The 20,036-nt window shown below is 62.9% G+C and carries 19 protein-coding genes, 1 tRNA gene and 1 pseudogene; 10 read left to right on the plus strand and 11 right to left on the minus strand.

Features of this window, described 5'->3' with window-relative positions:
- Positions 1–40: 40 nt before the first annotated feature.
- Positions 41–3,148, plus strand: a complete 3,108-nt coding sequence (locus ACFXS9_RS33115; RefSeq protein WP_392696462.1) for an EAL domain-containing protein — start codon at positions 41–43, stop codon at positions 3,146–3,148.
- On the opposite strand, the gene ACFXS9_RS33120 is transcribed toward ACFXS9_RS33115, so the two are convergent.
- The 3 genes and pseudogenes from ACFXS9_RS33120 to ACFXS9_RS33130 all read right to left on the minus strand — a co-directional run bounded on the left by ACFXS9_RS33120 (position 3,064) and on the right by ACFXS9_RS33130 (position 6,235).
- Positions 3,064–4,050, minus strand: coding sequence for a patatin-like phospholipase family protein (locus tag ACFXS9_RS33120; RefSeq protein WP_392696464.1), 987 nt, complete (start codon positions 4,048–4,050; stop codon positions 3,064–3,066). The two genes, ACFXS9_RS33115 and ACFXS9_RS33120, sit on opposite strands and share 85 nt — an antisense overlap.
- Positions 4,051–4,694: 644 nt before the next feature.
- Positions 4,695–4,997 (minus strand): annotated as a pseudogene (locus ACFXS9_RS33125) (cyclic nucleotide-binding domain-containing protein); the annotation flags it as partial.
- Positions 4,998–5,155: 158 nt separating this feature from the next.
- On the minus strand, positions 5,156–6,235 hold the full coding sequence (locus tag ACFXS9_RS33130; RefSeq protein WP_392696467.1) for an LLM class flavin-dependent oxidoreductase: 1,080 nt from the start codon (positions 6,233–6,235) through the stop codon (positions 5,156–5,158).
- Between the two features lie 140 nt (positions 6,236–6,375).
- On the opposite strand from ACFXS9_RS33130, the gene ACFXS9_RS33135 reads away from it, so the two are divergent.
- Positions 6,376–6,783, plus strand: coding sequence for a YccF domain-containing protein (locus tag ACFXS9_RS33135; protein ID WP_057844659.1), 408 nt, complete (start codon positions 6,376–6,378; stop codon positions 6,781–6,783).
- Between the two features lie 19 nt (positions 6,784–6,802).
- Here ACFXS9_RS33135 and ACFXS9_RS33140 read toward each other — a convergent pair whose 3' ends face one another.
- Positions 6,803–7,279 (minus strand): universal stress protein, encoded by a 477-nt coding sequence (locus ACFXS9_RS33140; RefSeq protein WP_057844660.1) that lies wholly within the window; start codon positions 7,277–7,279, stop codon positions 6,803–6,805.
- A 172-nt stretch (positions 7,280–7,451) separates the two neighbouring features.
- On the opposite strand from ACFXS9_RS33140, the gene ACFXS9_RS33145 reads away from it, so the two are divergent.
- Positions 7,452–7,529 (plus strand) — tRNA-Arg (locus ACFXS9_RS33145).
- 214 nt (positions 7,530–7,743) lie between these two features.
- Complete coding sequence (locus ACFXS9_RS33150) at positions 7,744–8,142, plus strand: MAPEG family protein (RefSeq protein WP_334365992.1); 399 nt, start codon at positions 7,744–7,746, stop codon at positions 8,140–8,142.
- Positions 8,143–8,165: 23 nt separating this feature from the next.
- Here ACFXS9_RS33150 and ACFXS9_RS33155 read toward each other — a convergent pair whose 3' ends face one another.
- Entirely contained in the window at positions 8,166–8,885 is a 720-nt protein-coding gene (locus ACFXS9_RS33155; protein WP_392696472.1) for a hypothetical protein, read from the minus strand.
- Positions 8,886–8,962: 77 nt separating this feature from the next.
- Complete coding sequence (locus tag ACFXS9_RS33160; protein WP_392696475.1) at positions 8,963–10,291, minus strand: MFS transporter; 1,329 nt, start codon at positions 10,289–10,291, stop codon at positions 8,963–8,965.
- 203 nt (positions 10,292–10,494) lie between these two features.
- Here ACFXS9_RS33160 and fabA point away from each other — a divergent pair, with 203 nt between their 5' ends.
- Positions 10,495–11,031, plus strand: coding sequence for a bifunctional 3-hydroxydecanoyl-ACP dehydratase/trans-2-decenoyl-ACP isomerase (gene fabA / locus ACFXS9_RS33165; RefSeq protein WP_392696478.1), 537 nt, complete (start codon positions 10,495–10,497; stop codon positions 11,029–11,031).
- A 163-nt stretch (positions 11,032–11,194) separates the two neighbouring features.
- On the opposite strand, the gene ACFXS9_RS33170 is transcribed toward fabA, so the two are convergent.
- The gene (locus ACFXS9_RS33170; protein WP_197427379.1) at positions 11,195–11,419 is read right to left on the minus strand and encodes a hypothetical protein; all 225 of its coding nucleotides are present in this window, start codon (positions 11,417–11,419) and stop codon (positions 11,195–11,197) included.
- A 538-nt stretch (positions 11,420–11,957) separates the two neighbouring features.
- Complete coding sequence (locus tag ACFXS9_RS33175) at positions 11,958–12,476, minus strand: copper chaperone PCu(A)C (RefSeq protein WP_392696481.1); 519 nt, start codon at positions 12,474–12,476, stop codon at positions 11,958–11,960.
- 386 nt (positions 12,477–12,862) lie between these two features.
- Here ACFXS9_RS33175 and ACFXS9_RS33180 point away from each other — a divergent pair, with 386 nt between their 5' ends.
- Positions 12,863–13,966, plus strand: a complete 1,104-nt coding sequence (locus tag ACFXS9_RS33180; protein WP_392696484.1) for a transporter — start codon at positions 12,863–12,865, stop codon at positions 13,964–13,966.
- A 136-nt stretch (positions 13,967–14,102) separates the two neighbouring features.
- Here ACFXS9_RS33180 and ACFXS9_RS33185 read toward each other — a convergent pair whose 3' ends face one another.
- Positions 14,103–15,800 (minus strand): methyl-accepting chemotaxis protein, encoded by a 1,698-nt coding sequence (locus ACFXS9_RS33185; protein ID WP_392696487.1) that lies wholly within the window; start codon positions 15,798–15,800, stop codon positions 14,103–14,105.
- 76 nt (positions 15,801–15,876) lie between these two features.
- Here ACFXS9_RS33185 and ACFXS9_RS33190 point away from each other — a divergent pair, with 76 nt between their 5' ends.
- Both ACFXS9_RS33190 and ACFXS9_RS33195 read left to right on the plus strand, forming a co-directional pair.
- Positions 15,877–16,047, plus strand: a complete 171-nt coding sequence (locus ACFXS9_RS33190; protein WP_392696490.1) for a hypothetical protein — start codon at positions 15,877–15,879, stop codon at positions 16,045–16,047.
- A 6-nt stretch (positions 16,048–16,053) separates the two neighbouring features.
- The gene (locus ACFXS9_RS33195; RefSeq protein WP_392696493.1) at positions 16,054–16,362 is read left to right on the plus strand and encodes a hypothetical protein; all 309 of its coding nucleotides are present in this window, start codon (positions 16,054–16,056) and stop codon (positions 16,360–16,362) included.
- Positions 16,363–16,482: 120 nt separating this feature from the next.
- On the opposite strand, the gene ACFXS9_RS33200 is transcribed toward ACFXS9_RS33195, so the two are convergent.
- Complete coding sequence (locus ACFXS9_RS33200) at positions 16,483–17,301, minus strand: helix-turn-helix transcriptional regulator (protein WP_392696496.1); 819 nt, start codon at positions 17,299–17,301, stop codon at positions 16,483–16,485.
- Between the two features lie 345 nt (positions 17,302–17,646).
- On the opposite strand from ACFXS9_RS33200, the gene ACFXS9_RS33205 reads away from it, so the two are divergent.
- Both ACFXS9_RS33205 and ACFXS9_RS33210 read left to right on the plus strand, forming a co-directional pair.
- On the plus strand, positions 17,647–18,153 hold the full coding sequence (locus ACFXS9_RS33205) for a hypothetical protein (protein ID WP_392696499.1): 507 nt from the start codon (positions 17,647–17,649) through the stop codon (positions 18,151–18,153).
- A gap of 49 nt (positions 18,154–18,202) precedes the next feature.
- The gene (locus ACFXS9_RS33210; RefSeq protein WP_392696501.1) at positions 18,203–19,354 is read left to right on the plus strand and encodes an MFS transporter; all 1,152 of its coding nucleotides are present in this window, start codon (positions 18,203–18,205) and stop codon (positions 19,352–19,354) included.
- Between the two features lie 39 nt (positions 19,355–19,393).
- Here ACFXS9_RS33210 and ACFXS9_RS33215 read toward each other — a convergent pair whose 3' ends face one another.
- Positions 19,394–20,035 (minus strand): arylsulfatase, encoded by a 642-nt coding sequence (locus ACFXS9_RS33215; RefSeq protein WP_392696504.1) that lies wholly within the window; start codon positions 20,033–20,035, stop codon positions 19,394–19,396.
- Position 20,036: the final 1 nt, after the last annotated feature.

The following is a 20,036-nucleotide window of genomic DNA, read 5'->3' on the forward strand; positions in this document are numbered from 1 at the left end:
CATGCGCGCATCGTATGCATGTTCCCGGGGAGAAGGGAGAATGCGCGACCTGTTTCACCACCTGCGAGGCATGAAGGCCCGGACCGCGGCCGCCGGACGGCACCTTGCCGCAACGATCCGCGGCCCGGTGTTGTGGCTGACCCTTTGCGGCGGCATGCTGGTCGCAGCGATTTTCGTCGGTACCATCATGATGGCCGGCGAATTTCGTGAGCGCTCTCTCGTCAACAGCGAGCGCGAGCTGGAGAACACCGTTCTTCTGCTCACCCGCCATTTCGACCAGCAGTTCGAGGACTCCGACACGCTCGCCGACGACGTGATCTCCCGGCTGCAGATTTCCGGCATCGGCTCGGAGAAGGAATTCCGGCAGCGCGTCGCGAGCGCGGAGGCGCACGAGATCCTGAGATCGAAGGCGGGCGTCCTGTCCTATCTTGGCGACATCTCGATCTTCGATTCCAATGGAGACATGATCAACTGGTCGCGGCCGCTGCCGGCGCCCAAGCTCAACATTTCCGAGCGGGCCTATTTCAAGAGCTTCAAGTTCGATTCGCGATCGCCCTCCATACTGGCCGAGTCGGTTCGCAGCTATCTGACGGGCAACCTGAATTCCGTCATTGCCCATCGATTGAGGGGCGACGACGGCATCTTCCTCGGCGTGATGACGCGGCGCATCAACCCCGCCAACTACGAAAAATTCTTCGCTTCCGTCGCGCTCGGATCCGGTGCCGCCATTTCGATGTTTCATGCCGACGGCACCTTGCTGGCCCGCTATCCGCGTGTCGACGCACTGATCGGTCAGAACTTTTCGAACGCGCCGCTGCTGCAGCGCGTGCGGGAAAGCGGCGGTGCGCAGACGCTGCGCGTGCAAAGTCCGATCGACCAGACTGCCAGGCTGGGATCTGCGGCTCCGCTCGCGCATTACTCGGGCGTGGTGGTCGCGACCAACACGGTTGCCGCCGCACTCGCCGACTGGCGGGAGCAAACCCGATTCCTGCTCATCGCGGCAACGCTGTCCGCGGTGGTGATCGCCCTGATCCTGTTCCTGATCATCCGGCAGATCACCCGGCAGAGCCGCGAAGCGCAGCAGCGGCTGGAAACGGAACGGGGCCGACTCGATACCGCCCTGAACAACATGATTCAGGGCTTGGCGACGTTCGACGCCTCGGCTCGCCTCGTCACCTTCAACCAGCGCTACATCGACATGCACAATCTGTCGGCCGACGTGGTCAAGCCCGGCTGTCATCTTCGCGACCTGATGCAGCATCGCAAGGATCGCGGCTCGTTCGATGGCGACATCGATGAGTTCTGCGATTCGGTCGTGCAGAACATCGCGCGCGGCCAGGCGGGTCACAGCATTATCCAATGCGCCGACGGGCGCACATTCTTGACGGTGAGAAAGCCGCTGGCGGATGGCGGCTGGATCGCCACCATGGAAGACATCACCGAGCGGCGCAACCTCGAGCAGGAGCGCGACCGCAACTACGCCTTCCTGAGCCAGATCATCGATCACATCCCCTCCCAGATCACCGTGAAGGACGTGCAAGACCGGCGCTATCTGCTGGTCAACCGCGTGGCGGAAGCCCAGTTCGGCATCTCGCGCGACCTGATCATCGGCAGGACGGCCTCCGACATCTTTCCGCAGGCCGCCGCCGAGGTCATCGCGGCTGACGAAGAGAAAACGCTGCAGTCTCCCGACGGCCTATTCAAGGACGAACATGTCTGGGAAACCCAGGGGATGGGCCCGCGCTACGTCACCTCCAAACGGCTCGGAATCCGCAACGCGGCGGGCCAGGCGCATTATATCATCAACGTCGTCGACGACATTACCGAGCGCCGGCTTGCCAACGAGAAGATCGCGCATCTGGCGCATTACGACGCGCTGACCGACCTTCCGAACCGGGTGCTGTTCCGCGAGCAGATCGAGCGCGAGCTTCGCAAGGCCGCAGGCGGCGACCGATTTGCATTGCTCTATATCGACATCGACGAATTCAAGGGCATCAACGACTCGCTCGGACACCATGTCGGCGACGAACTCCTGAAGGCGGTCGCAGCCTGCCTCAAGGACTGCATCAAGCCCGGCGATCTGATCGCCCGTCTCGGCGGCGACGAATTCGCAGTGATCCAGACCGCGATCGGCGGTCGCGCGGAGGTCGAGGATTTCGTGGCCCGCGTTTACGAGGCGATACGGCAGCCCTATCGGTGCCTCGGCCATCATCTCTCGACTGATGCGAGCATCGGCATCGCGCTCGCACCGGAGGACGGCATCGAACTCGACCAGTTGATCAAGCACGCCGACCTTGCCATGTACGCCGCCAAGGCCGAGGGACGCCGCACCCATCGCTTCTTCGAGCCAGCGATGGATGCGCGCGCCCAGGCGCGGCTCACCATGGAGCAGGATCTGCGACAGGCATTGGCCGACGGCGGCTTCGAAATTCACTACCAGCCGCTGCTCGATCTCGCGAGCGGCGAGGTGACGGGCTGCGAGGCGCTGTTGCGCTGGCGGCATCCCGAACGCGGCATGGTCTCTCCGGCCGAATTCATTCCGATTGCCGAAGACACCGGCCTGATTAACGAACTCGGCGATTGGGTCATGCAGACCGCCTGCACCGAGGCGGCCGGCTGGCCGTCCCGGGTCCGGCTCGCCGTCAACGTTTCTCCGATCCAGTTGAAGTCGCCGACGCTGGCGCTGCGGATCACCGGCGCGCTGGCCGCCTCCGGCCTGCCGCCCGACCGGCTCGAGATCGAAATTACCGAGGCGGTGCTGATCCATGACGACGAGACGGCTCTCGCCATCCTGCATCAGCTTCGCGCCATCGGCGTGCGCATCGCGCTCGACGATTTCGGCACCGGCTTCTCCTCGCTGAGCTATCTGAAACGATTCCCGTTCGACAAGATCAAGATCGACCGCTGCTTCGTCAGCGACATTGAGGTCGACGGCTCGGCGGCGATCGTGCAGGCGGTGGTGAACATCGCAGCCGCCCGCAACATGACCACGACGGCAGAAGGCGTTGAGACCGAGCAGCAACGCAAGATGCTGCTCCAGCTCGGCTGCACCCAGATGCAGGGCTACCTGTTCAGCGCGCCGAAGCCGGCGGCCGAGGCGAGACGATTGCTGGGTGGGGGATTGGAGGCCGCAACGGCCGTCGCCTGACGCCGTTCCAGAGCGCCGGTATCGAGAATGGCTGCGATCGCGGAACTGCTTCCCGCCTCCAGCGCCGCGATGGCTTCCTTGGCCCAGAGGTAGGAAGCCTCGAAGATTTCCGTGTGGCGGTCGAAATCCGTTACATCGATCTCGAGCGGAAGCGGCGGACGCATCACCGTATCGAACGGCCCGACCGGCAACGTATCGTAGCGCTGATGCGCCACCAGGCTTCGCCACAGAACGTTCACCGCGCTCGGCGCCGCCGGAAGCAGTTTTTTACGGAACGGCGTCAGCATCGCGGCGATCAATTCCAACCGTCCCGGTAGCGAGGCATAATCGACGTCGAACATCTCCGCCGCCGGCTCGCCGAAATGCACGACCAAATTGGGGCCGCTCTTGAGCTGGTGCATCGACGCCAGCGGCACATTGTCGATCAGACATCCATCGACCAGCATCGCGCCCTCAGCCGTGTAGAACGGTGGCAGCAGCCCGGGTATCGCGCTCGATGCGCGCACCGCCTGCCAAAGCGGCCCCGTGCGGATCAGTTCGAGATTGTGCGTCGAAAGATTGGTGGCGACGGCCGCAAACGGCCGCCAGCAATCCTCGATCCGGCAGTCAGCGCCGTATTGACTGGCAAGCGCCCGATCGAACGCCTTGTGATCCAACAGCGCATAGCGCGGCCAGGTCGGCCGCCGAAAGCTTCGGCTCCTGACGAAGATTTCATGCGTGCCGCGCTCGAGATGCTCGGCTTCGAGATTTTTGGCAAAGCCGGCCACCATGGCCGAGCCGACGCTGGTGCCGACAAAGATATCGAACATCGCACCGCGCTCGCGAAAAGCCTTGTAGATTCCGACATGCGCGGTTCCAAAACTGCCGCCGCCGGCGGCGACGAAGCGACGGCGCGGCCGCATAGAAAACGAATCAGGCTGTCGATATCGATTTGGTCTTCGAGCGCGACATGGTGATGCATGAAGGCCGGCAGCCGGGCGAGCCAGGCCGCGGTGCCGGAGACCTCGCCGCTTCGCCGGTCATGGATGCGGACCAGACGGCGGGCCGAAATCGAATGAACCTCGCAGGCGAAAGTCTCGATTTCCGTCAATGGGGCCGCGGGCGCATCCCCGCGACAGGCGAACACGACCATGTCGGCCTGACGGATGGCCTTGCGCGCCCAAGGCTGAGCCTCGCGGCCGCCGAGATAGACCACCAGCGGGGCGGTGTGTTCGAGTCTGTTGAGCCATTCGGTGACTTCATGCGCATCGAGCGCGCGCCCGGGAAACATCGCATGCAAACGCGCAGCGTCGACGATCTCGGCATGGGTCGCGGTCAAGCCGTCGCGCATCCGGCGATCGAAAGCGCCCGGCAGCGGCTCCAATCCGCCGTCGATCAGCGCCACCGTCCGCGCCTTCGGCGAGGTGCGGAACGGCGTGATGCGCGCGGTCTCCTTGGCGAACCGCCGCGCCAGCGCCGCGAGCAGCGCCTCGACGATGGCGGGGGCCTCTTCGACGAGCTTCTGATAGGCCGGGCGCGTCAATGCCAGCACGCTGGTGTCGCGGATGGCGATCACATCGGCGGTGCGCGGGACATCGGCGAAGAAGCCGATTTCGCCGACCAGTTCGCCGGCGCGTAGCTCGGCGATCGGTTCGAGATAGCCGGTCTTGCGCACCGCCAGCGCGCCGTGCAGCACCAGGAAGAGCGAGTCCGACGGCCCGCCTTGCGCGACCAGCATTTGCCCGCGCACCAGATCCTGGCGGACCATGGCGTTGAGGGCTTTTAGCCGCTGTTCGGAACTGAGCGTTCGAAACAGCGCGAATTCCTCCAACGCGGAGCTCCACGCAAGTACCGAGCTCGATCCACTCATTTGGCGGTACCCAGTTGAATTCGCGGCCGACTTTAGCGCCGCCCACACACCACCGCGAGCGATATAAAGAGTGTGCCTCGGCGCGGCGCAGCAATGCGCCCGGCCCCATCTGGCATTCGGCTGCACTGCAGCATGGCGGGCGGCATCCGCCGTCCGCGCTACGCCGCCCACCGGCCGCGATTGTTCTCGGCGAGAATGGGCCGGATCAGCCGGCCAAAACGCTCGGCCTCCTCGTCATGCAGATAGCCCGACAGGCAGAAGGAATGGCAGCCGGCGTCGATGAATTGCTGCAGCGTGTCGGCGCACTGGACGGGATTGCCGACGACGGCAATGCCGGCGCCGGGGCGGACTTTTGTGATGCCGGTCCACAGATGCGGCAGCAGGAGATCGCCATGCTCGCGGGCGAGCTGCTGCACCCGCTGGTTCGCTACCGATTTGTTGTAGAACGTTTTCATTTCCTGCTTCTGCCGCTCGGTCGCATGCCGCACCAGTTGATCGGCGGCATCCCAGGCGTCCGCCTCGTTCTCGCGGCAGATCACTTGAAGGCGCATGCCGAAGCCGATGTCGTTCTCGCGGCCATGCGCGCGCGCCATCCCCCTGATCTCGGCGATGTTCGAGGCGATCGTTTCCGGCAAATCGCCCCAGAACAGATGCACGTCGGAATGTTTGGCCGACAGTTCCCAGGCCTGGCGCGAGCCGCCGCCGAGATAGAACTTTGGAAACGGTTGCTGGTGCGGGCGCGGGCGGATGTGCGCAGCCGATAGCTTGTGAAACTTGCCTTCGAAATTCACCGGCCCTCGCGTCGTCCACAGCGCCTTCAGGATCGAGACTTCCTCCTCCATCAATTCGTAGCGTGCTTCCTTCGGATAACGGACGCCCTCGCCCTCGACCTCGCTTTCGTTCTGGCCGGCGATCAGATTGATGCAGATCCGCCCGCCCGACATTTGGTCGAAGGTCGAGATCATCTTCGCCAGCAGCACCGGATTGATGTACCCAGGCCGCGCCGCGATCAGCGGCTTGATCGACGACGAACGCGCTGCCATGAACGCACCCGTGATCCAGGCTTCCCAGCACACGGAACCGACCGGGATCAGGAGATATTCGAAGCCGGCCTTCTCTGCCGCCTGCACCACGCGGTCGCACAGTTCAGGAGACCCCGGAATCTGCGCGTCCATCAGGCCATAGGCCGTGGTGTCGCCATGCGTGGGAAGATACCAGCCGAATTCGAGCGGACGCATGAACGCTTCTCCCTTGCCGTGCTCTTTGGCGCGCTTGTTGCTTGATCGTCGTGGGAATCAGTCTAGCGTCTGCCGGGCCTGGGGCAATCGGGCCCGCAGCACGGTTTCGTCAGCATTGCGTCAACATAGGAATAGCATCCATGTCACCGGTCTCACTGCTCCTCAATGTGATCTGGGTCGTGCTCGGCGGCGCGTGGATGGCGTTCGGCTGGCTGGTCGCGTCCGTCGTCATGGCGATCACGATCATCGGCATTCCCTGGGCGCGGGCCGCGTTCAATATCGCGGCCTACACCTTGTTCCCGTTCGGCTTCACGGCAGTCTCGCGCGACGCCTATACGGGCCAGGAAGATATCGGCACCGGTCCGCTCGGGGTGATCGGCAACATCATCTGGCTGGTGCTGGCGGGATGGTGGCTGGCGCTCGGGCATGTCGTCACGGCCGTGCTGCTGGCCGTAACCATCATCGGCATTCCCTTTGCCTGGGCGCACTTAAAACTTGCCGGCATCGCGCTGTGGCCGATCGGCAAGATCATCGTTCCCGCGAACTAAGTTCGGCGCAGCCTTACGGCTATCCCGAGGCCACCGTTTCCGCCGGTTTCAACCGCTCGAATTCGGCGTCGCTGATCTCGGTCTGGGCGACCAGCACGCTGCAGCGCAGGCGCTTGACGAGATAGCTGCCGATCGAGCCGAACCAGCGCGCGAGCGCCCCTTGCGGGCGGTGCCCGACGACGACGAGATGCGCGCCGATTTCTTCGGCGACCTCGGCGATTTTCTGCCCGGCATCGCCGACTTCAAGCCGCACGGTCGGCGTAAATCCCAGCGCCTTCAGCCGCTCGGCGCCTTCGTTCAGGATGGCCTTGTAATCCTCGGTCTGCAGCTCGATCGGGATGGTAAGCCCGGCCTCCGGCGTCATGATCGAGGAAACCTCGACGACGGCGAGCAAAAAGACCTCGGAACGGCAGAGTTGTGCGAGCTTTGCGCCCTCCCGCAACGCGCGCCGCCCCTCGACCGAACCGTCATAGGCGAGAAGAACCTTCTTATACATCGGACGTCCCCATCCATGGCGAAAAGTTCAACGCGGCAAGATTACCACCAATTAACGGGAGCGGGCCGGAATTTTGTTAGGGAATGTGGCCAGCGTCGTGCCACCTTCGTCTCACCAGCCCCGGAAGGGCCGGTTGCCCCTGCCCGGCCAATCGGCTAAATGAACCGGCGAAGCACCCGTAGCTCAGCTGGATAGAGCGTTGCCCTCCGAAGGCAAAGGTCACACGTTCGAGATCGTGTCGGGTGCGCCAGTAGAGTATTGGCGCCCAATCTCGCCGATTCTGCGAATTCACGGCGACCGAAGAGGTCGCGAGCGGAAGCGGACATCCTCGACAACCGCATAGCGACCGGCGCACAACTTTCGCTGATTCGCAGCCCCGATGCGCTTAATCTCGCGAGAAATGCGGGGTAACGCGGGATGCTGAAAGCCAGCCGCACCTTCTTGAAAGAGGACGCAGGATGGGCATGAGCTTCGAGCTAATGGTGCTGGCAACCGCAACTCTTTGGGGCTTCCTTCAGCTCGTCGCTGCGGCGCAGGCCGCAAACGCGCAGTACGGCCTCAAATGGGCTGCGAGCCCGCGCGACGTCGAGATGCCGCCGCTCACGCCCATCCCCGGGCGCATCAACCGTAACTTCCGCAACTACATGGAGACGTTTCCGTTCTTTGCCGCAGCGGTTCTCATTGTTCAGGCGGCGGGCGTTCACAATGAGCTGACCCATTGGGGATCGATTGCCTATATCGGCGGGCGCATCGCTTACACCGCGCTTTATATATCCGGAATACCGCTCATCCGCTCGCTGTTCTGGAACATCGCCGCCTTTGGCATGCTCGCGGTCCTGGCGGCGCCTTTCGTGCCGCGCTGAGCCGGGAGCACGCTTGCGACGAGTTAGTCGCGGCTCTGCCGGCCAAGTTCACGTTCCGCTTCCGCTAAGGCGTGCGGCTCGACCAGCAGGCCTTGTCGTTCATAGCGGCCCCGGGTCTTGCTGAAGCGTACCACCACGGCATGCCTCGGGCTCTTTGCCTTCACTCGGCGCGTGAGCAGCGCGTCCCCGGCGGGCAAAAATTCAAGGTCGGCGAGACCCGTGCATCGCAGGCAGGCCGGGCCGGGGCTTTCCATGATGAGAAGATCACCCGTTCCGCCGCATCGGTGGCATTTCCAGGTATCGTTCAGTGGCTGGATCACCACAAGCTCGGGCGCACGGCCCGCCGTCTCCGCCAAACGTTCCCGTTTTCTTTGCGAAAGCTCGCCGGAAATCCAATGGGTACGGTACAGCCTTTCGATCGTCGGATTCCCGCTCTGGCTGAAGCGCAGCGTCTGGCGCGACGGTGTCCGCGCAACATAATGCGTCTCGCTTGGGGTCAGTCCTTTCGCGGTCGCCCACGACCGAAACAGCTTCATGGCCTTCGAAATGCGCGGCAGATTGGTCTGCATGACCCGCTCGAGATAGTCGACCTGCCCCTGCCGCCAACGTTTGAGTGCTCCGGGATCGAGCCATCCGATCCCGACCAGCACGTCGACGGGGCTCACATACTTCTGGGCTGCGAGCGTCGCCTCAGCCGCTCTGATCACGCGGTCGTTGAGTTTGCTGCGGTTCTCCGGATGCATGTCCACCCCCTCGGCGTGCCGTGGTCATCAGGATGGGAATTCGGCGCCCGATGCCGCGTCAACCGGCGAGCCCAAGGTCAGCTCTCCGACGATGGAGTCGATCTGGCATTGGCCTGCATGAGCGCGCGCGCATAGGCCTCCGGGATAATAATCGAGGGATCGGCCGGGTCCAGCGCACCGTGCGTGACCACCGTGCCCACGAGTGCTGTCGCGGCAAGATCGAAGTCGGTCTTCTGTGGCGAAGCGAGCGAGACCTGCACCTGCGTCCGATACAAAACGTAGGCCGCAAGCAACGCCTGGACCATCGCGGTGAACAGGAACAAGGCGCGTGGCCCTTCCGCCGACATGAAGGCAGCGGCAATGAGCGGCCCGACCACTGAACCGAGGCCGTTGGTGAGCAGGATCGTGGCGGCGATCGGTACGACATCACTCGCTGGGGTCTTGTCATAGGCATGAGCTGCGGCAAGCGAATAGCCGGGCAGCGCGAGCGCCCCGAAGAGAATACCGAATAGCAGCAGCATCATTCCGGATGCGGAGATCAGCCACGAGGCAACGCCCGCGGCAGCGGCTCCGATCAAGAGAACGAGCAGCACCAGGCGGCGATCGACGCGGTCGGACAGACGGCCTACCGGCCACTGGACGATCGCTCCCGCCAGCACCGCCGTACTCATGAACAGCGCCACCTGATCGATGCTGAGGCCGCTGCCGGCGGCCGACAGCGGCGCAAGACCCCAGAATGCACCGTTAGCTGCGCCAATCATGAAACTTGCGACCAGCGCAACGGGTGCCGCGCGGTATAGCTGTCCGACGCGAAAGCTGACGGTGGTAATCGGAGCTGGTTGCGCCGCACGGGTCAGGGCCACCGGAACGATGGCCAGCGAGGAAAGCATGGCGGCGACCATGAAGTTCCCAGCCTCAGCGATCGGATAAAGCGTTACCAGAGCCTGACCTAATGTGATGGCGCCATAATTGACCACCACGTAAGCCGACAGCACGAGCCCGCGAGTCTCGTTGGAGGCGCGATCGTTGAGCCAGCTCTCAACCACCAGGTAGAGACCGGCGAGGCAGAGGCCGGTTACGCCGCGGAAAACTATCCAGGCCACGACCACCGGCGCGAGCGCGTGAGCAAGCGCCACGGCAGCCGCCACCGCCACCATCGCTGTAAAAGCGCGAATGTGTCCCGCGCGCTGGATCAGATACGGCGCGATCAGACAGCCGCTGACGAAGCCGACGTAGTAGGCCGAGCTGATGACACCGAGCGCAAGATCGTCAAAACCTTCCGCGCTGCCGCGCAACGGCAGCAACGTGAATTGCAGACCACTGCCTGCCAGCAGGAACGCCAGCCCCAGGAGCAACGACACGATCGGGCGCAAGGTCTTCGGCATCCGGATCGACCCAACAGTCATCAGAGTCCAGATTCATTGAATCCACAGTGTTGATAAGGCAGCAGACCATAAGAAGTTTCGCGCCCAGTGCGCCGGACGCGCCCCGCGCGGACCGTTGCTGGCCATCGAGCGCGACCCGAAGGCATGCGGCGGAAACTTTGGCTTGAAGTCAGGCTACGGAAAGCACATTTGACAACCGCCCGCTAAACATCGTCAGAGGTGACATGGCCGTATCAGACCCGCGCGACTTTCACGCTCCGCAATCGTCCTACACAAGGGAAGATCTGCTCAAGTCGAGCGAAGGCGGCTATTTCGGCCCGGGCAATGCTCAGCTCCCGGCACCGCCCATGCTGATGATGGACCGCGTCATCGAGATCAGCGTAGACGGCGGCGAATTCGGCAAGGGCCACGTCATCGGCGAACTCGATATCACGCCGGACCTCTGGTTTTTTGACGGCTACTTTGCCGGTGATCCGGTAATGCCGGGCTGCCTCGGTCTCGACGCCATGTGGCAGGTCATTGGCTATTGGCTTGGCTGGTCGGGCTCCCCAGGCAAAGGACGCGCGGTCGGCGTTGGCGAGGTCAAGTTACAAGGCGGTGTCAAGCCGGACACAAGGCGCGTGCGATACGAGGTCAGCATGCGCCACGTCAGGCGCGGCAAACTGGCGGTTGCAATTGCGAACGGCCGTGTGTTTGCCGACGACACCTGTGTCTATATCGCCAGGGATATGCGGGTCGGACTGATAGCGCCGGCGAGCTGATATGCAACCCAGGAAAGCAGCCCTAAGCGGGCTACCGTAAATTTCGATCGTATCACTGTCGAGGATGACAGTTTGGATCGATCGAGTTACCCATCTGGGACGGCGAAGGTAAATGGATCTTACCCGCGCCGCCTGAATTCGTTAACTCCGGAGCGCACCGCCGTCAGTTCACCGCGCAGCTTGCGGAGTGGGTTGGCGTATTGCCGGAAGCCGCCTGACAGAAAGCCTCAAAATAAGCTTCCAGCTCCGCTACGGCGCGATGCTCCCATTCCCTGGCTTGCGCCAGCAGGGAACCGCTATGAAGCGGCCGGAAGGCCGCGGTCTGGCGGTACAACGATGCGATTGTGCGGTATCGGCGAACGTTTTCCATGATGGCCAACCCGTTCATTGTTTGGATCTCCCCATTCCCTTTCCCGGACACGAATTTGCGGCAGAACGATTTTCGATTAGTTAGCGGGACTGGAAGAGAGCGCGTGTGGTTTCCGAACTGTTGACGGCGGATGCGCAGGGGATGGACGCGGCTTGCCACGGCAATGCCGCCAGCATCGGCGCCTGCGGACATGCGCACGGCCGCGCGCGATAACGCGCAAACTATTTCGATGCCCAGACAAGTTGGGCCAAGCTCGACCGTTTCACTCAATGGTGCGAGTTGTCTGCAGCAAATTGCCGCTTGAGCAGATCACACCTTGCGAACGATCGTCGGCCGAAGAAAAGGCCGCGCTGCTCCCATGCCCTGCCGCTGGCATCAGCAATAGGCAGGCACAGTAGGCCAGTCCGATACCGAGAAGCGATGCGGACAAGACCGCGGCGGCGGACCGCCAGGCAGCCTGCATTCTCTGCGGTGACGGCGGTGGCCTACCGATGGTGACGAGCGACATTTGGCTTGAGCTGGACACGGCTCAGGATCCTGGCAGAGCGCGACTGCGCTAATGGTGCTTGTGCGCGACACCATTGACACCACTGACGGCGGCTCCGACGTTCTCCTCGATGTTATAGATGATATCGACAGGCCCCGCCTTCTCGAACACCAGCGTGCCCTTCACCTTCTGGCCGATCACGAACGGCTCCTTGAGGCCCATCAGCAGGATGCGATAGGCACCGGGCTTGAGCTCCACGGTCTTGCCGGGCTTGATCTCGAGACCGTTCGCGAGCAGCCGCGTCTTCGCCATGCCGTCCACATCGACCACCTCGTGCACCTCGATCTGGCTTGCCGCGGGCGAGGTGCCGCCGATCAGACGATCCGCAGTCTTTCCCTTGTTGGTGATGGTGAGATAGCCGCCCGCGATATCGGCATCCTTCGGAGTCGGGCGCGACCAGGGGTGGCCGATGTCGAGCGCGCCGACCTTGAACTCGTGCGCGCCGGCGCCGCTCGCAATGAGCAAACTCGCTGCGACAAAAATAGCCGCAGTGACAAACACAAAGATATCTCTGACGATACTTGTCATAATTGTCCTACTCCGATACGCGCGCTGGACCGTGAAGCGTGTAGAGAATCAATCAGACGCGATTACGGCTGGCGCTCGCCGTGATTACGACCGCTGCCGGACGTGATTGCGGCCACTGCGCTGCGACGCGAGCGGCCTCGGACATACAACCAAGCAACTGATTGCACCTCTTTAGCCATTCGCCCAACACGCGACAGCCACACTGAAGCCGCGCCCGCGATGGCGCGTTCGCTTTTCCGCTTCGCTTCGGTCGCCAGCCAGCCGCGCTTCTCGCAAGATCCAGTCAATCTCGCGCCCGATTGCGATGGCTAATCGCCGGACAGTGAGTACAGGGGGCGTATGTGTGTGCATATCTTAGACGGCCCGCGGCCGGCATCTTTTCATCCATGATACTTTTTCTTACCGCTCCCGCAGAAGCGCATCATCCCGGCGGCGGGGGCAATACCGGCAGCGGCGGGCCCATCAACACCATCTCGGCCGACACGCTTTCCGAAGGACTGATCGCCGCATCGATCCGCTACGAGTTCATCCGATTGGGCCAGCTCAGCGACGCAGACCTGCTCGCCGCAGCAGCTAAGGGCACCCATGCGCATTCGATCCGCTCGATCGAAGCCGTCTCACTTTCGGTGGCCTACGGCATCACCAACGACCTGACCGTTGCCGTTCGCGCAGCGCGCGTGCGGCGCTCGGGTATCAGCGAACCCGGCGAGGACATGCTGAGCGGCGGCCATATGGGCATGATGAATGCGAGCGACATGAGCGGCCTGATGAGCCCCGATGGCATCAACCGGCGCGGCAACTCCGCAGGCTTCGGCGACGTCACCATGCTCGGGCAATATCGTTTCCACAGCAACGCGCAGAGCGGGACGTCGGCCGCCGTGCTGTTCGGTTTCAAGGCGCCGACCGGCAGCACCAACCAGCGTGACGCGGCCGGTCAGCTTTTTCAGGCCGAGTTTCAGCCGGGCTCGGGGTCCTGGGACGGCCTGTTCGGCGCCGCCTTCACCAAGCGCACCGGCCGCTGGTCGTTCGATGTGAGCGGCCTCTATTACCTGATCAGCACGGGCACGCAGGACACCAATCTCGGCGACCGCGTCCTGTTCGGGACCGCCGTGTCGTATCGCCTGGTCGGGCCGACCGGCTCGGCGAAAGAGGTGGAGCTGCACGAATACTGCATGCAGCCGCGCAACCAGCTACAGGAGCATTGTCTCTATCACGCCAATCACGACCACAGCGACATGAAGAAGACGCCCTACACGCTGGACCTCGTCCTCGAACTCAATGGCGAGTGGCATGACAAGCAGCGCATCGCCGGCATGCCGGATCCCAATTCGGGCGGCACCACGGTCTACCTCTCGCCCGGCGTGCGGGTGGGCTTCGATCGCTTCTCCGGCTTCATCTCCGTCGGCGTGCCGGTCATCAACCAGCACAACGGCATTCAGTCCAAGCCGGACTATCGCGTGCTCACGGGGATCGGCGCGCGGCTTAATTAGCCGCTGAGGTCGCGAGCCGCCGCTTGTCCGTCATGGCCGGGCTTGTCCCGGCCATCCACGTCTTTGTTGCTGCAACATAGGAAGACGTGGATGCCCGGGACAAGCCCGGGCATGACGATGAAGCTAGCGCCCACTTTCACGCCGCCCGGACGTTGCCGAGGAATTTGCCGGTTTCAGTTTTGAGCTGCTCGGATTGCGACGTCAGTTGACCGGCGGCATTGAGCACGAGGCTCGCGGCAGCGTCGACTTTGCTCGAAGCTTCGCGCACGCCCGTGATGTTTTGCATCACCTCCTGGGCGCCTTGCGCCGCCTGCTGCACGCTGCGGGCAATCTCGTTGGTCGCAGCGCCCTGCTCTTCGACGGCGGCCGCAATGGAGCCTGCGATCTCGTTCATTTGCCCGATCGTGGTGCCGATCTCGCGGATTGCATTGACCGTCGAACCGGTCGCGTCGCGAATTTCCTGGATCTGGCTGGTGATTTCGTCGGTAGCTTTGGCGGTCTGCGACGACAGCGCCTTCACCTCGTTGGCGACGACGGCGAAGCCTCTGCCGGCCTCTCCGGCCCGCGCAGCTTCGATGGTCGCGTTCAACGCCAGCAAATTCGTCTGTCCTGCGATGGTCTGGATCAGCGCCATGACCTCGCCGATCTTTTGCGAGGCCTCGACCAGGCGGCCGACCATGGCCTCCGTCCGGTTGGCCTGCCCAACCGCATTCTGGGCAATTGACGAAGATTGGCTGACCTGCCGCGCGATCTCCTGGATCGAGGACGACAACTCCTCCGCCGACGCCGCAACGGTCTGCACGTTCGACGCCGTCTGCTCGGCGGCAGCCGCGACCTTCGCGCTCTGATCTGTCGTTCCCACCGCAATCGTGGACATCGACGAAGCGGAATTCTGCAATTCGTCGGCGGCCGTTGCGGTGCCCCGGATCACCCCGCCGATGCTGCGCTCGAATTCGTCGGCGATGCGGGACAGAACCGCTTGCCGCTCCTCGGCGGAACGCGTCTTCATCGCTTCCTGTTCGGTGCGCAGCCGCGTGGTTTCCACCAGATGATCCTTGAAGATCTGGAGGCTTCGCGCAATCCGGCCGATCTCGTTGGTCCGGTCGACGAACGGAATCTCGACAGCAAGGTTGCCCTTGACCAGTTCGTCCATCGCCGAGCAGGTTCTGTTGAGCGGAACGACCATGCCGCGGCCGAGCCAGAATGCAGAGAAAGCCGCGATTGCCAGTCCAGCCAGCCCGGCGATCCCGGCCCAGATCATCCGACTGAACACCACCGCATCGATGTCGTCGACATAAACGCCGGCCTGGATGGCGAGAAGCTTGTCGCCTGCGCCAAACGCCCCGACATAGGCGAGCTTACGAAGTTCGGCTCCGCCGGCCGAGCGGGGCGCCAGATACTCGACAAAGCCGCCGTCGGCGCGCGCGGTTCGCACGATGTCCTGGATCAACAGCTTGCCACTCTTGTCCTTGAACTCCCAGCGGTTGACGTTGATGTATTTCGGATTGACGTGCACATAGGTGACGCCGGCATCGGCGCTTCCCGTGCCGTACACGCCGATGTAGTCGGCGTGTTCGCCCCAGCGCATGGCGCCGATCGAAGCAAAGGCCATCTGGCGCGCCCGGTCAGGCTCGATCTTGCCGGCCTTGGCCTCACCCTCGTACTGGGCGAGGATCTTCGTCGCTGCCTCGACAAGATTGCGGACCGTGGTGCGGCGCTCGGCCAGGACCGCATCGCGCAGCACCAGGATCTGCAAGGCGGAGACAGCCAGCAGCACGATCGTCAGCGCCGCAATGACCATCGCAAAGCGCTGATAGACGGTGAGGTTACGCATCCGCTTGTCCTTCCTCTCGGTTGCGAATGCGTAGCAATACAACGTTAACCGACGGTTATCGGCGGATCCTTCCGGCATGACGCCCGGCGTCAGCTTCAAGGTTGAGCAAGCCGTCACGCCGCACGGCTGCCAAATCGTGCTTGAAATCATCACGCCAGGGCGACACAATGCTGTCTGTTCCTTCATCAACCGTAATGCGCCAGTATATCAGCGCACCCTGACCGGGGGCATGGTGCGGCAAGAGTGACTCATAATGGCTGAAGCCGATCTCGACGTCGTCATCCGGCAAATCGCAAAAGCGCAGAACAAGAGCCTGATGGCAGCCGTGAAGAAGCGGCGCGACCAGATCATGGCCCGCGCGACCAAGGCAAAGGACAAGGAGACGCGGGATCAGTTCCGGCTGATCGCCAAGAGCACGATGGAGCTCGGTACGGCCGCGGCCAAGCGGCTGCAAAACTCTGCGCAAAATGCCGCCGATAGTTACGCGCGGGCAATCAGGAACGCAGCCGAGGAAGCGACTGCGAAGAAGCCGGCAAAAAAGGTTCCCAAGAAAGACGCCTAGCCGCGATCGGCGCCAAGCATCGCTTTCCGATGCGGCTGTCGCAGCAGTCACAATAGCGACTTTGGCAGCAGGAGCGCTCAAGGGCCCGCTCTCTATTCGCGCTACCCGCCGTGAAAATATCTAACCGACCGCGCGGTAGGTGCTCGGCGTTGTGCCGATCAATCGGCGAAATCGCCGGTTAAAGGTGGCGAGATCCTCGAAGCCAGCCTTGAAAGCGATCCTGGAAATCGGATCCGAGCTCTCGCGGAGCCGCCTCGCAGCACGGTGGAGCCGCAGATGCAGAACGTATTGATACGGCGTCATTCCGGTCACTTGCCGGAACGTGCGCAGAAAATGATAGGGGCTCATTGCAGCGTCGCGGGCAAGCGCGTTGAGCCGTAACCCTCCATCTGGTTGTGCATCGATGCGGCGAACGACCCGGGTGATCCGCCGCTCATCGTGCGCGCTTGGCATCCGGATAGGTGCGACTTTGTCGGCCGTCATCATCAGAACGGCGCCGGCAAGTCGGGTTGCGATTTCCTCGAGAGCTGCTCCGTCGCGCTGGTCTCGAGCTACTTCAGCATCGGCGAGTAGACCAATGAGCTCGTTTGTCGGAGGCAAGGCGGCATGGACGAATGTAGTCCTGCGTGCGCCGGACACGCCTGCGGCAATGCTCTCGAAGAATGCCGGCGCGAAATGAAACGCGAGACACCGGTCGCCCTGCGCATGCTCATGTCCGCACTCGAAGTAGCTGCCGGCGTTGCCGAGCAGAGGCGATCCTGGCACGAGCGTCGCGGCTCCAACCTGCGTCCGGTACTGAAAGCTTCCCTGCGCCACTGGCGAGATTGCCGTTTCGGCATGCTGCTCGACGAAGGAGTGGTCGTGCGGCCCGTAGTCGCAGAGCACGTCACGCACGCTCCAACCCGGGCCAGACGCCAATACCTGAATCTTGAGTGCCATAACGCCAGAACGAATAACTCGCTCTCAGGTTCTCCAACAGAGCGGGCAACGGGCTGTTCCGGCCAGCCAGATCAGATTTAGCAATTTTTCCCAAGCGAAAACCGGCGCCGCGCCACATCTTCAGGGGCGATCCGGATCCCGACCCAGGCATGCACTTTGGTTTCGCGGCACCGGACCGTGACAGTGAGCAAGTTCCATGCGGCGAGCTTTGTGCTTGGACCCGACGGAGTATCGGATCGAGGCCCACTGCGAAGCCGATCGTTAGAGTCAGAGGAGCCTATGATGACATCTGCGCATAGCACAAATGCTCAAGCGCCAAGCTCGCTTACCACGTCATTTCCTCGCGTGCTCCACGCCGATGGCCCGGATTCAGAGCGCAAGGCCAAGCTAGAATTGTATTCGTGGCTCGTCGGTCAGTGGGAGATGGACGTCACCACAATACTTGAGGACGGGTCCACCCACGCCGGTCGCGGCGAGATTCACGCTGGCTGGATACTGCAAGGCCGCGCCATCCAGGACGTTTGGATGATCCCGCGCCTCGACCAACGGCGCCCGGGCATTGAACAGCTCCCCGGGGCAGGAAATTGGTACGGAACGACGCTTCGCATCTACGATCCGAATCTCGATGCTTGGCGCATTCTATGGAATGACCCTGCGACCGATGTTTTCACGCAACAGGCCGGCCGCGCACGAGGACGAGATATTGTGCAGGAAGGCCCGGATCCACGAGGCGGCTCGATGCGCTGGACCTTTGCCGAAATTGAACCGGCGTCTTTTCATTGGACGGCGGAGCGGAGTTTCGACAACGAAAACTGGCGGAAGGAAGTCGATATTCGTGCGCGCCGCATGTGAGCGGCTGCCGGCGTGTCCAGCGACGACACCGAAGCTTACGTGAGGTCGTGTGCGCAGAACCCAATCCACGGCAGCTCTTGCATTCGGCTACTTCGTTGTGGGGGTCGGCGCTTTCGCGGTGACTGGTCTGCTCAACGAGATCGCGCGGGAGCTTGGGACGTCCGTCGCAGGTGCAGGACAGTTGATGTCCGCCTATTCGCTTTCGCTCGCGGTCGGGGCGCCGCTGCTTGTATCTCTCACGAGGCGATTTGGACGGCGAGACTTGATTGCGGCGGGACTTGTCTTGTTTGGAGTCCTGCAGTTTGCCGCGGCGGTGGCGCCGACCTACAGCACGCTTGCAGCGGCGCGCATTCTTGCAGGCCTCGCTGCCGCGATCGTCACCCCACACTCGATCGCTGCCGCCGGTCTTGCAGCTCCGCCCGGACAGAGCGGCAGAGCCATCGCCACGATGTTTCTTGGGTTCACGCTCTCGATCGTGATTGGGATACCTGCAGGAAACGCGCTCGGAGCGGTTCTTGGCTGGCGCGTAACACTCGGCCTTGTCGGCGCAATGTCGTTCGCGAGCGCGGTGTGGGTCGCGCTCACGGTTTCAGCCAGACTGCCGAATACGCCGGTAGACTGGAACGCATGGCGGCCCTTGGCGGGCAATGTAGTCATTCTCTGGTTGTTGCTGACCACGGTTCTCCAGTGTGCAGGTCAATTTACACTCTATACCTACCTTGCTCCCGGCCTCAGGGACAGCCTGGGCATTGATGCGGGGGGAATCGGCCTTCTGTTTGGCTGGTTCGGAGTAGCGGGGCTTGCTGGCAATTACTTCGCGAGCCGCGTGATAGATCGCATTGGCGCTGGACGTGTGGTTGGCGCTTGCCTTGCCCTCATGATTGCAGCGTTTGCGATGTGGCCCATGACATACGGCTCGCTGGTGACTACGATGCTGGTGATCTCGATCTGGGGGCTTGGCGGCTTCGCTATTCATCCGTCTCAGCAGGCACGGCTGGTGCTCCTGTCGCCGGAAATGGCTTCAGCCTCCGCGGCATTGAATCTGTCCGCCACGTATCTCGGGCAAATGTTCGGCAGCGCCTTCGGTGGCGGCCTGATCATTTGGCTCGGCCCGAATGCGCTCTCTTGGGGAGGAGCTGCCTTGCTTGTTGCTGCGGTTGGAGCAGCATTTGCCGCTGGCCCGGCAAGAGATAAACGTTGAGCAAGCCTAGCCAAAAAGGCGCCAAACGAGGAAAGAAGCCTAGGCGCCTTCGACGCAGAGCATTTTCATCAGCTTCTGCACTGCGCTGTCGGGCGTGGTCAGCACCGGCCGTCCCGTCGCCTCGGCGACCGCGTCTGCCGCTGGCGCCAGGCTGTACTGGGCGAGCGCGATCAGGTCGCAGTCGCCCAAGCTCCTCGCTGCTTCCACCACCAGGCGGTCATGGGTCGCGCGATCGCCGCGATCGAGCGCGGCCAACGCGCCTTCCGCCAGTTTCGGCACCAGTTCGACCTGCGACGGAAACTCCGGCGGCATCGAGGCGAGCGTCGGCGGAAACGTCGACAACAGCCCGATCTTCCGGCCACGCGCGACCGCCTGCTCGATCATCGCTTCATTGGGCTTGAGCACCGGCATCGGGGCGTTGGCCCGTGCGACGGCTTCGATGCAGGGACCGAACGCCGAGCAGGTGAACAGGATCGCGTCCGATCCGGTGCCGACGGCGTAGCGTCCAAGCCCGAGGAAACGCTCGGTCATCGCGTCGGTGAGCCCGCCGTCACCCGCCAGATCGGCCGACAGGCTGTCGTCGAGCAGATTCATCAGGCGGGCCTCCGGCCAAAGCCTGGCGAAGGAAGCCTCGATCGGCGCAATCGAGTGTTTCAGGGCGTGGATCAGGGTAATGCGCATA

Origin of the sequence: Bradyrhizobium sp. RDI18 (assembly GCF_043203335.1) — a bacterium.
Classification (GTDB): domain Bacteria; phylum Pseudomonadota; class Alphaproteobacteria; order Rhizobiales; family Xanthobacteraceae; genus Bradyrhizobium; species Bradyrhizobium retamae.

Excerpts from the sequence above, each read along its gene's own strand:
- ACFXS9_RS33115 (WP_392696462.1), top strand. The coding sequence starts at position 41 with ATGCGCGACCTGTTTCACCACCTGCGAGGCATGAAGGCCCGGACCGCG.
- ACFXS9_RS33120 (WP_392696464.1), bottom strand. The coding sequence starts at position 4,050 with ATGCGGCCGCGCCGTCGCTTCGTCGCCGCCGGCGGCGGCAGTTTTGGA.
- ACFXS9_RS33130 (WP_392696467.1), bottom strand. The coding sequence starts at position 6,235 with ATGCGTCCGCTCGAATTCGGCTGGTATCTTCCCACGCATGGCGACACC.
- ACFXS9_RS33135 (WP_057844659.1), top strand. The coding sequence starts at position 6,376 with ATGTCACCGGTCTCACTGCTCCTCAATGTGATCTGGGTCGTGCTCGGC.
- ACFXS9_RS33140 (WP_057844660.1), bottom strand. The coding sequence starts at position 7,279 with ATGTATAAGAAGGTTCTTCTCGCCTATGACGGTTCGGTCGAGGGGCGG.
- ACFXS9_RS33150 (WP_334365992.1), top strand. The coding sequence starts at position 7,744 with ATGAGCTTCGAGCTAATGGTGCTGGCAACCGCAACTCTTTGGGGCTTC.
- ACFXS9_RS33155 (WP_392696472.1), bottom strand. The coding sequence starts at position 8,885 with ATGCATCCGGAGAACCGCAGCAAACTCAACGACCGCGTGATCAGAGCG.
- ACFXS9_RS33160 (WP_392696475.1), bottom strand. The coding sequence starts at position 10,291 with ATGACTGTTGGGTCGATCCGGATGCCGAAGACCTTGCGCCCGATCGTG.
- fabA (WP_392696478.1), top strand. The coding sequence starts at position 10,495 with ATGGCCGTATCAGACCCGCGCGACTTTCACGCTCCGCAATCGTCCTAC.
- ACFXS9_RS33170 (WP_197427379.1), bottom strand. The coding sequence starts at position 11,419 with ATGAACGGGTTGGCCATCATGGAAAACGTTCGCCGATACCGCACAATC.
- ACFXS9_RS33175 (WP_392696481.1), bottom strand. The coding sequence starts at position 12,476 with ATGACAAGTATCGTCAGAGATATCTTTGTGTTTGTCACTGCGGCTATT.
- ACFXS9_RS33180 (WP_392696484.1), top strand. The coding sequence starts at position 12,863 with ATGATACTTTTTCTTACCGCTCCCGCAGAAGCGCATCATCCCGGCGGC.
- ACFXS9_RS33185 (WP_392696487.1), bottom strand. The coding sequence starts at position 15,800 with ATGCGTAACCTCACCGTCTATCAGCGCTTTGCGATGGTCATTGCGGCG.
- ACFXS9_RS33190 (WP_392696490.1), top strand. The coding sequence starts at position 15,877 with ATGACGCCCGGCGTCAGCTTCAAGGTTGAGCAAGCCGTCACGCCGCAC.
- ACFXS9_RS33195 (WP_392696493.1), top strand. The coding sequence starts at position 16,054 with ATGGCTGAAGCCGATCTCGACGTCGTCATCCGGCAAATCGCAAAAGCG.
- ACFXS9_RS33200 (WP_392696496.1), bottom strand. The coding sequence starts at position 17,301 with ATGGCACTCAAGATTCAGGTATTGGCGTCTGGCCCGGGTTGGAGCGTG.
- ACFXS9_RS33215 (WP_392696504.1), bottom strand. The coding sequence starts at position 20,035 with ATGCGCATTACCCTGATCCACGCCCTGAAACACTCGATTGCGCCGATC.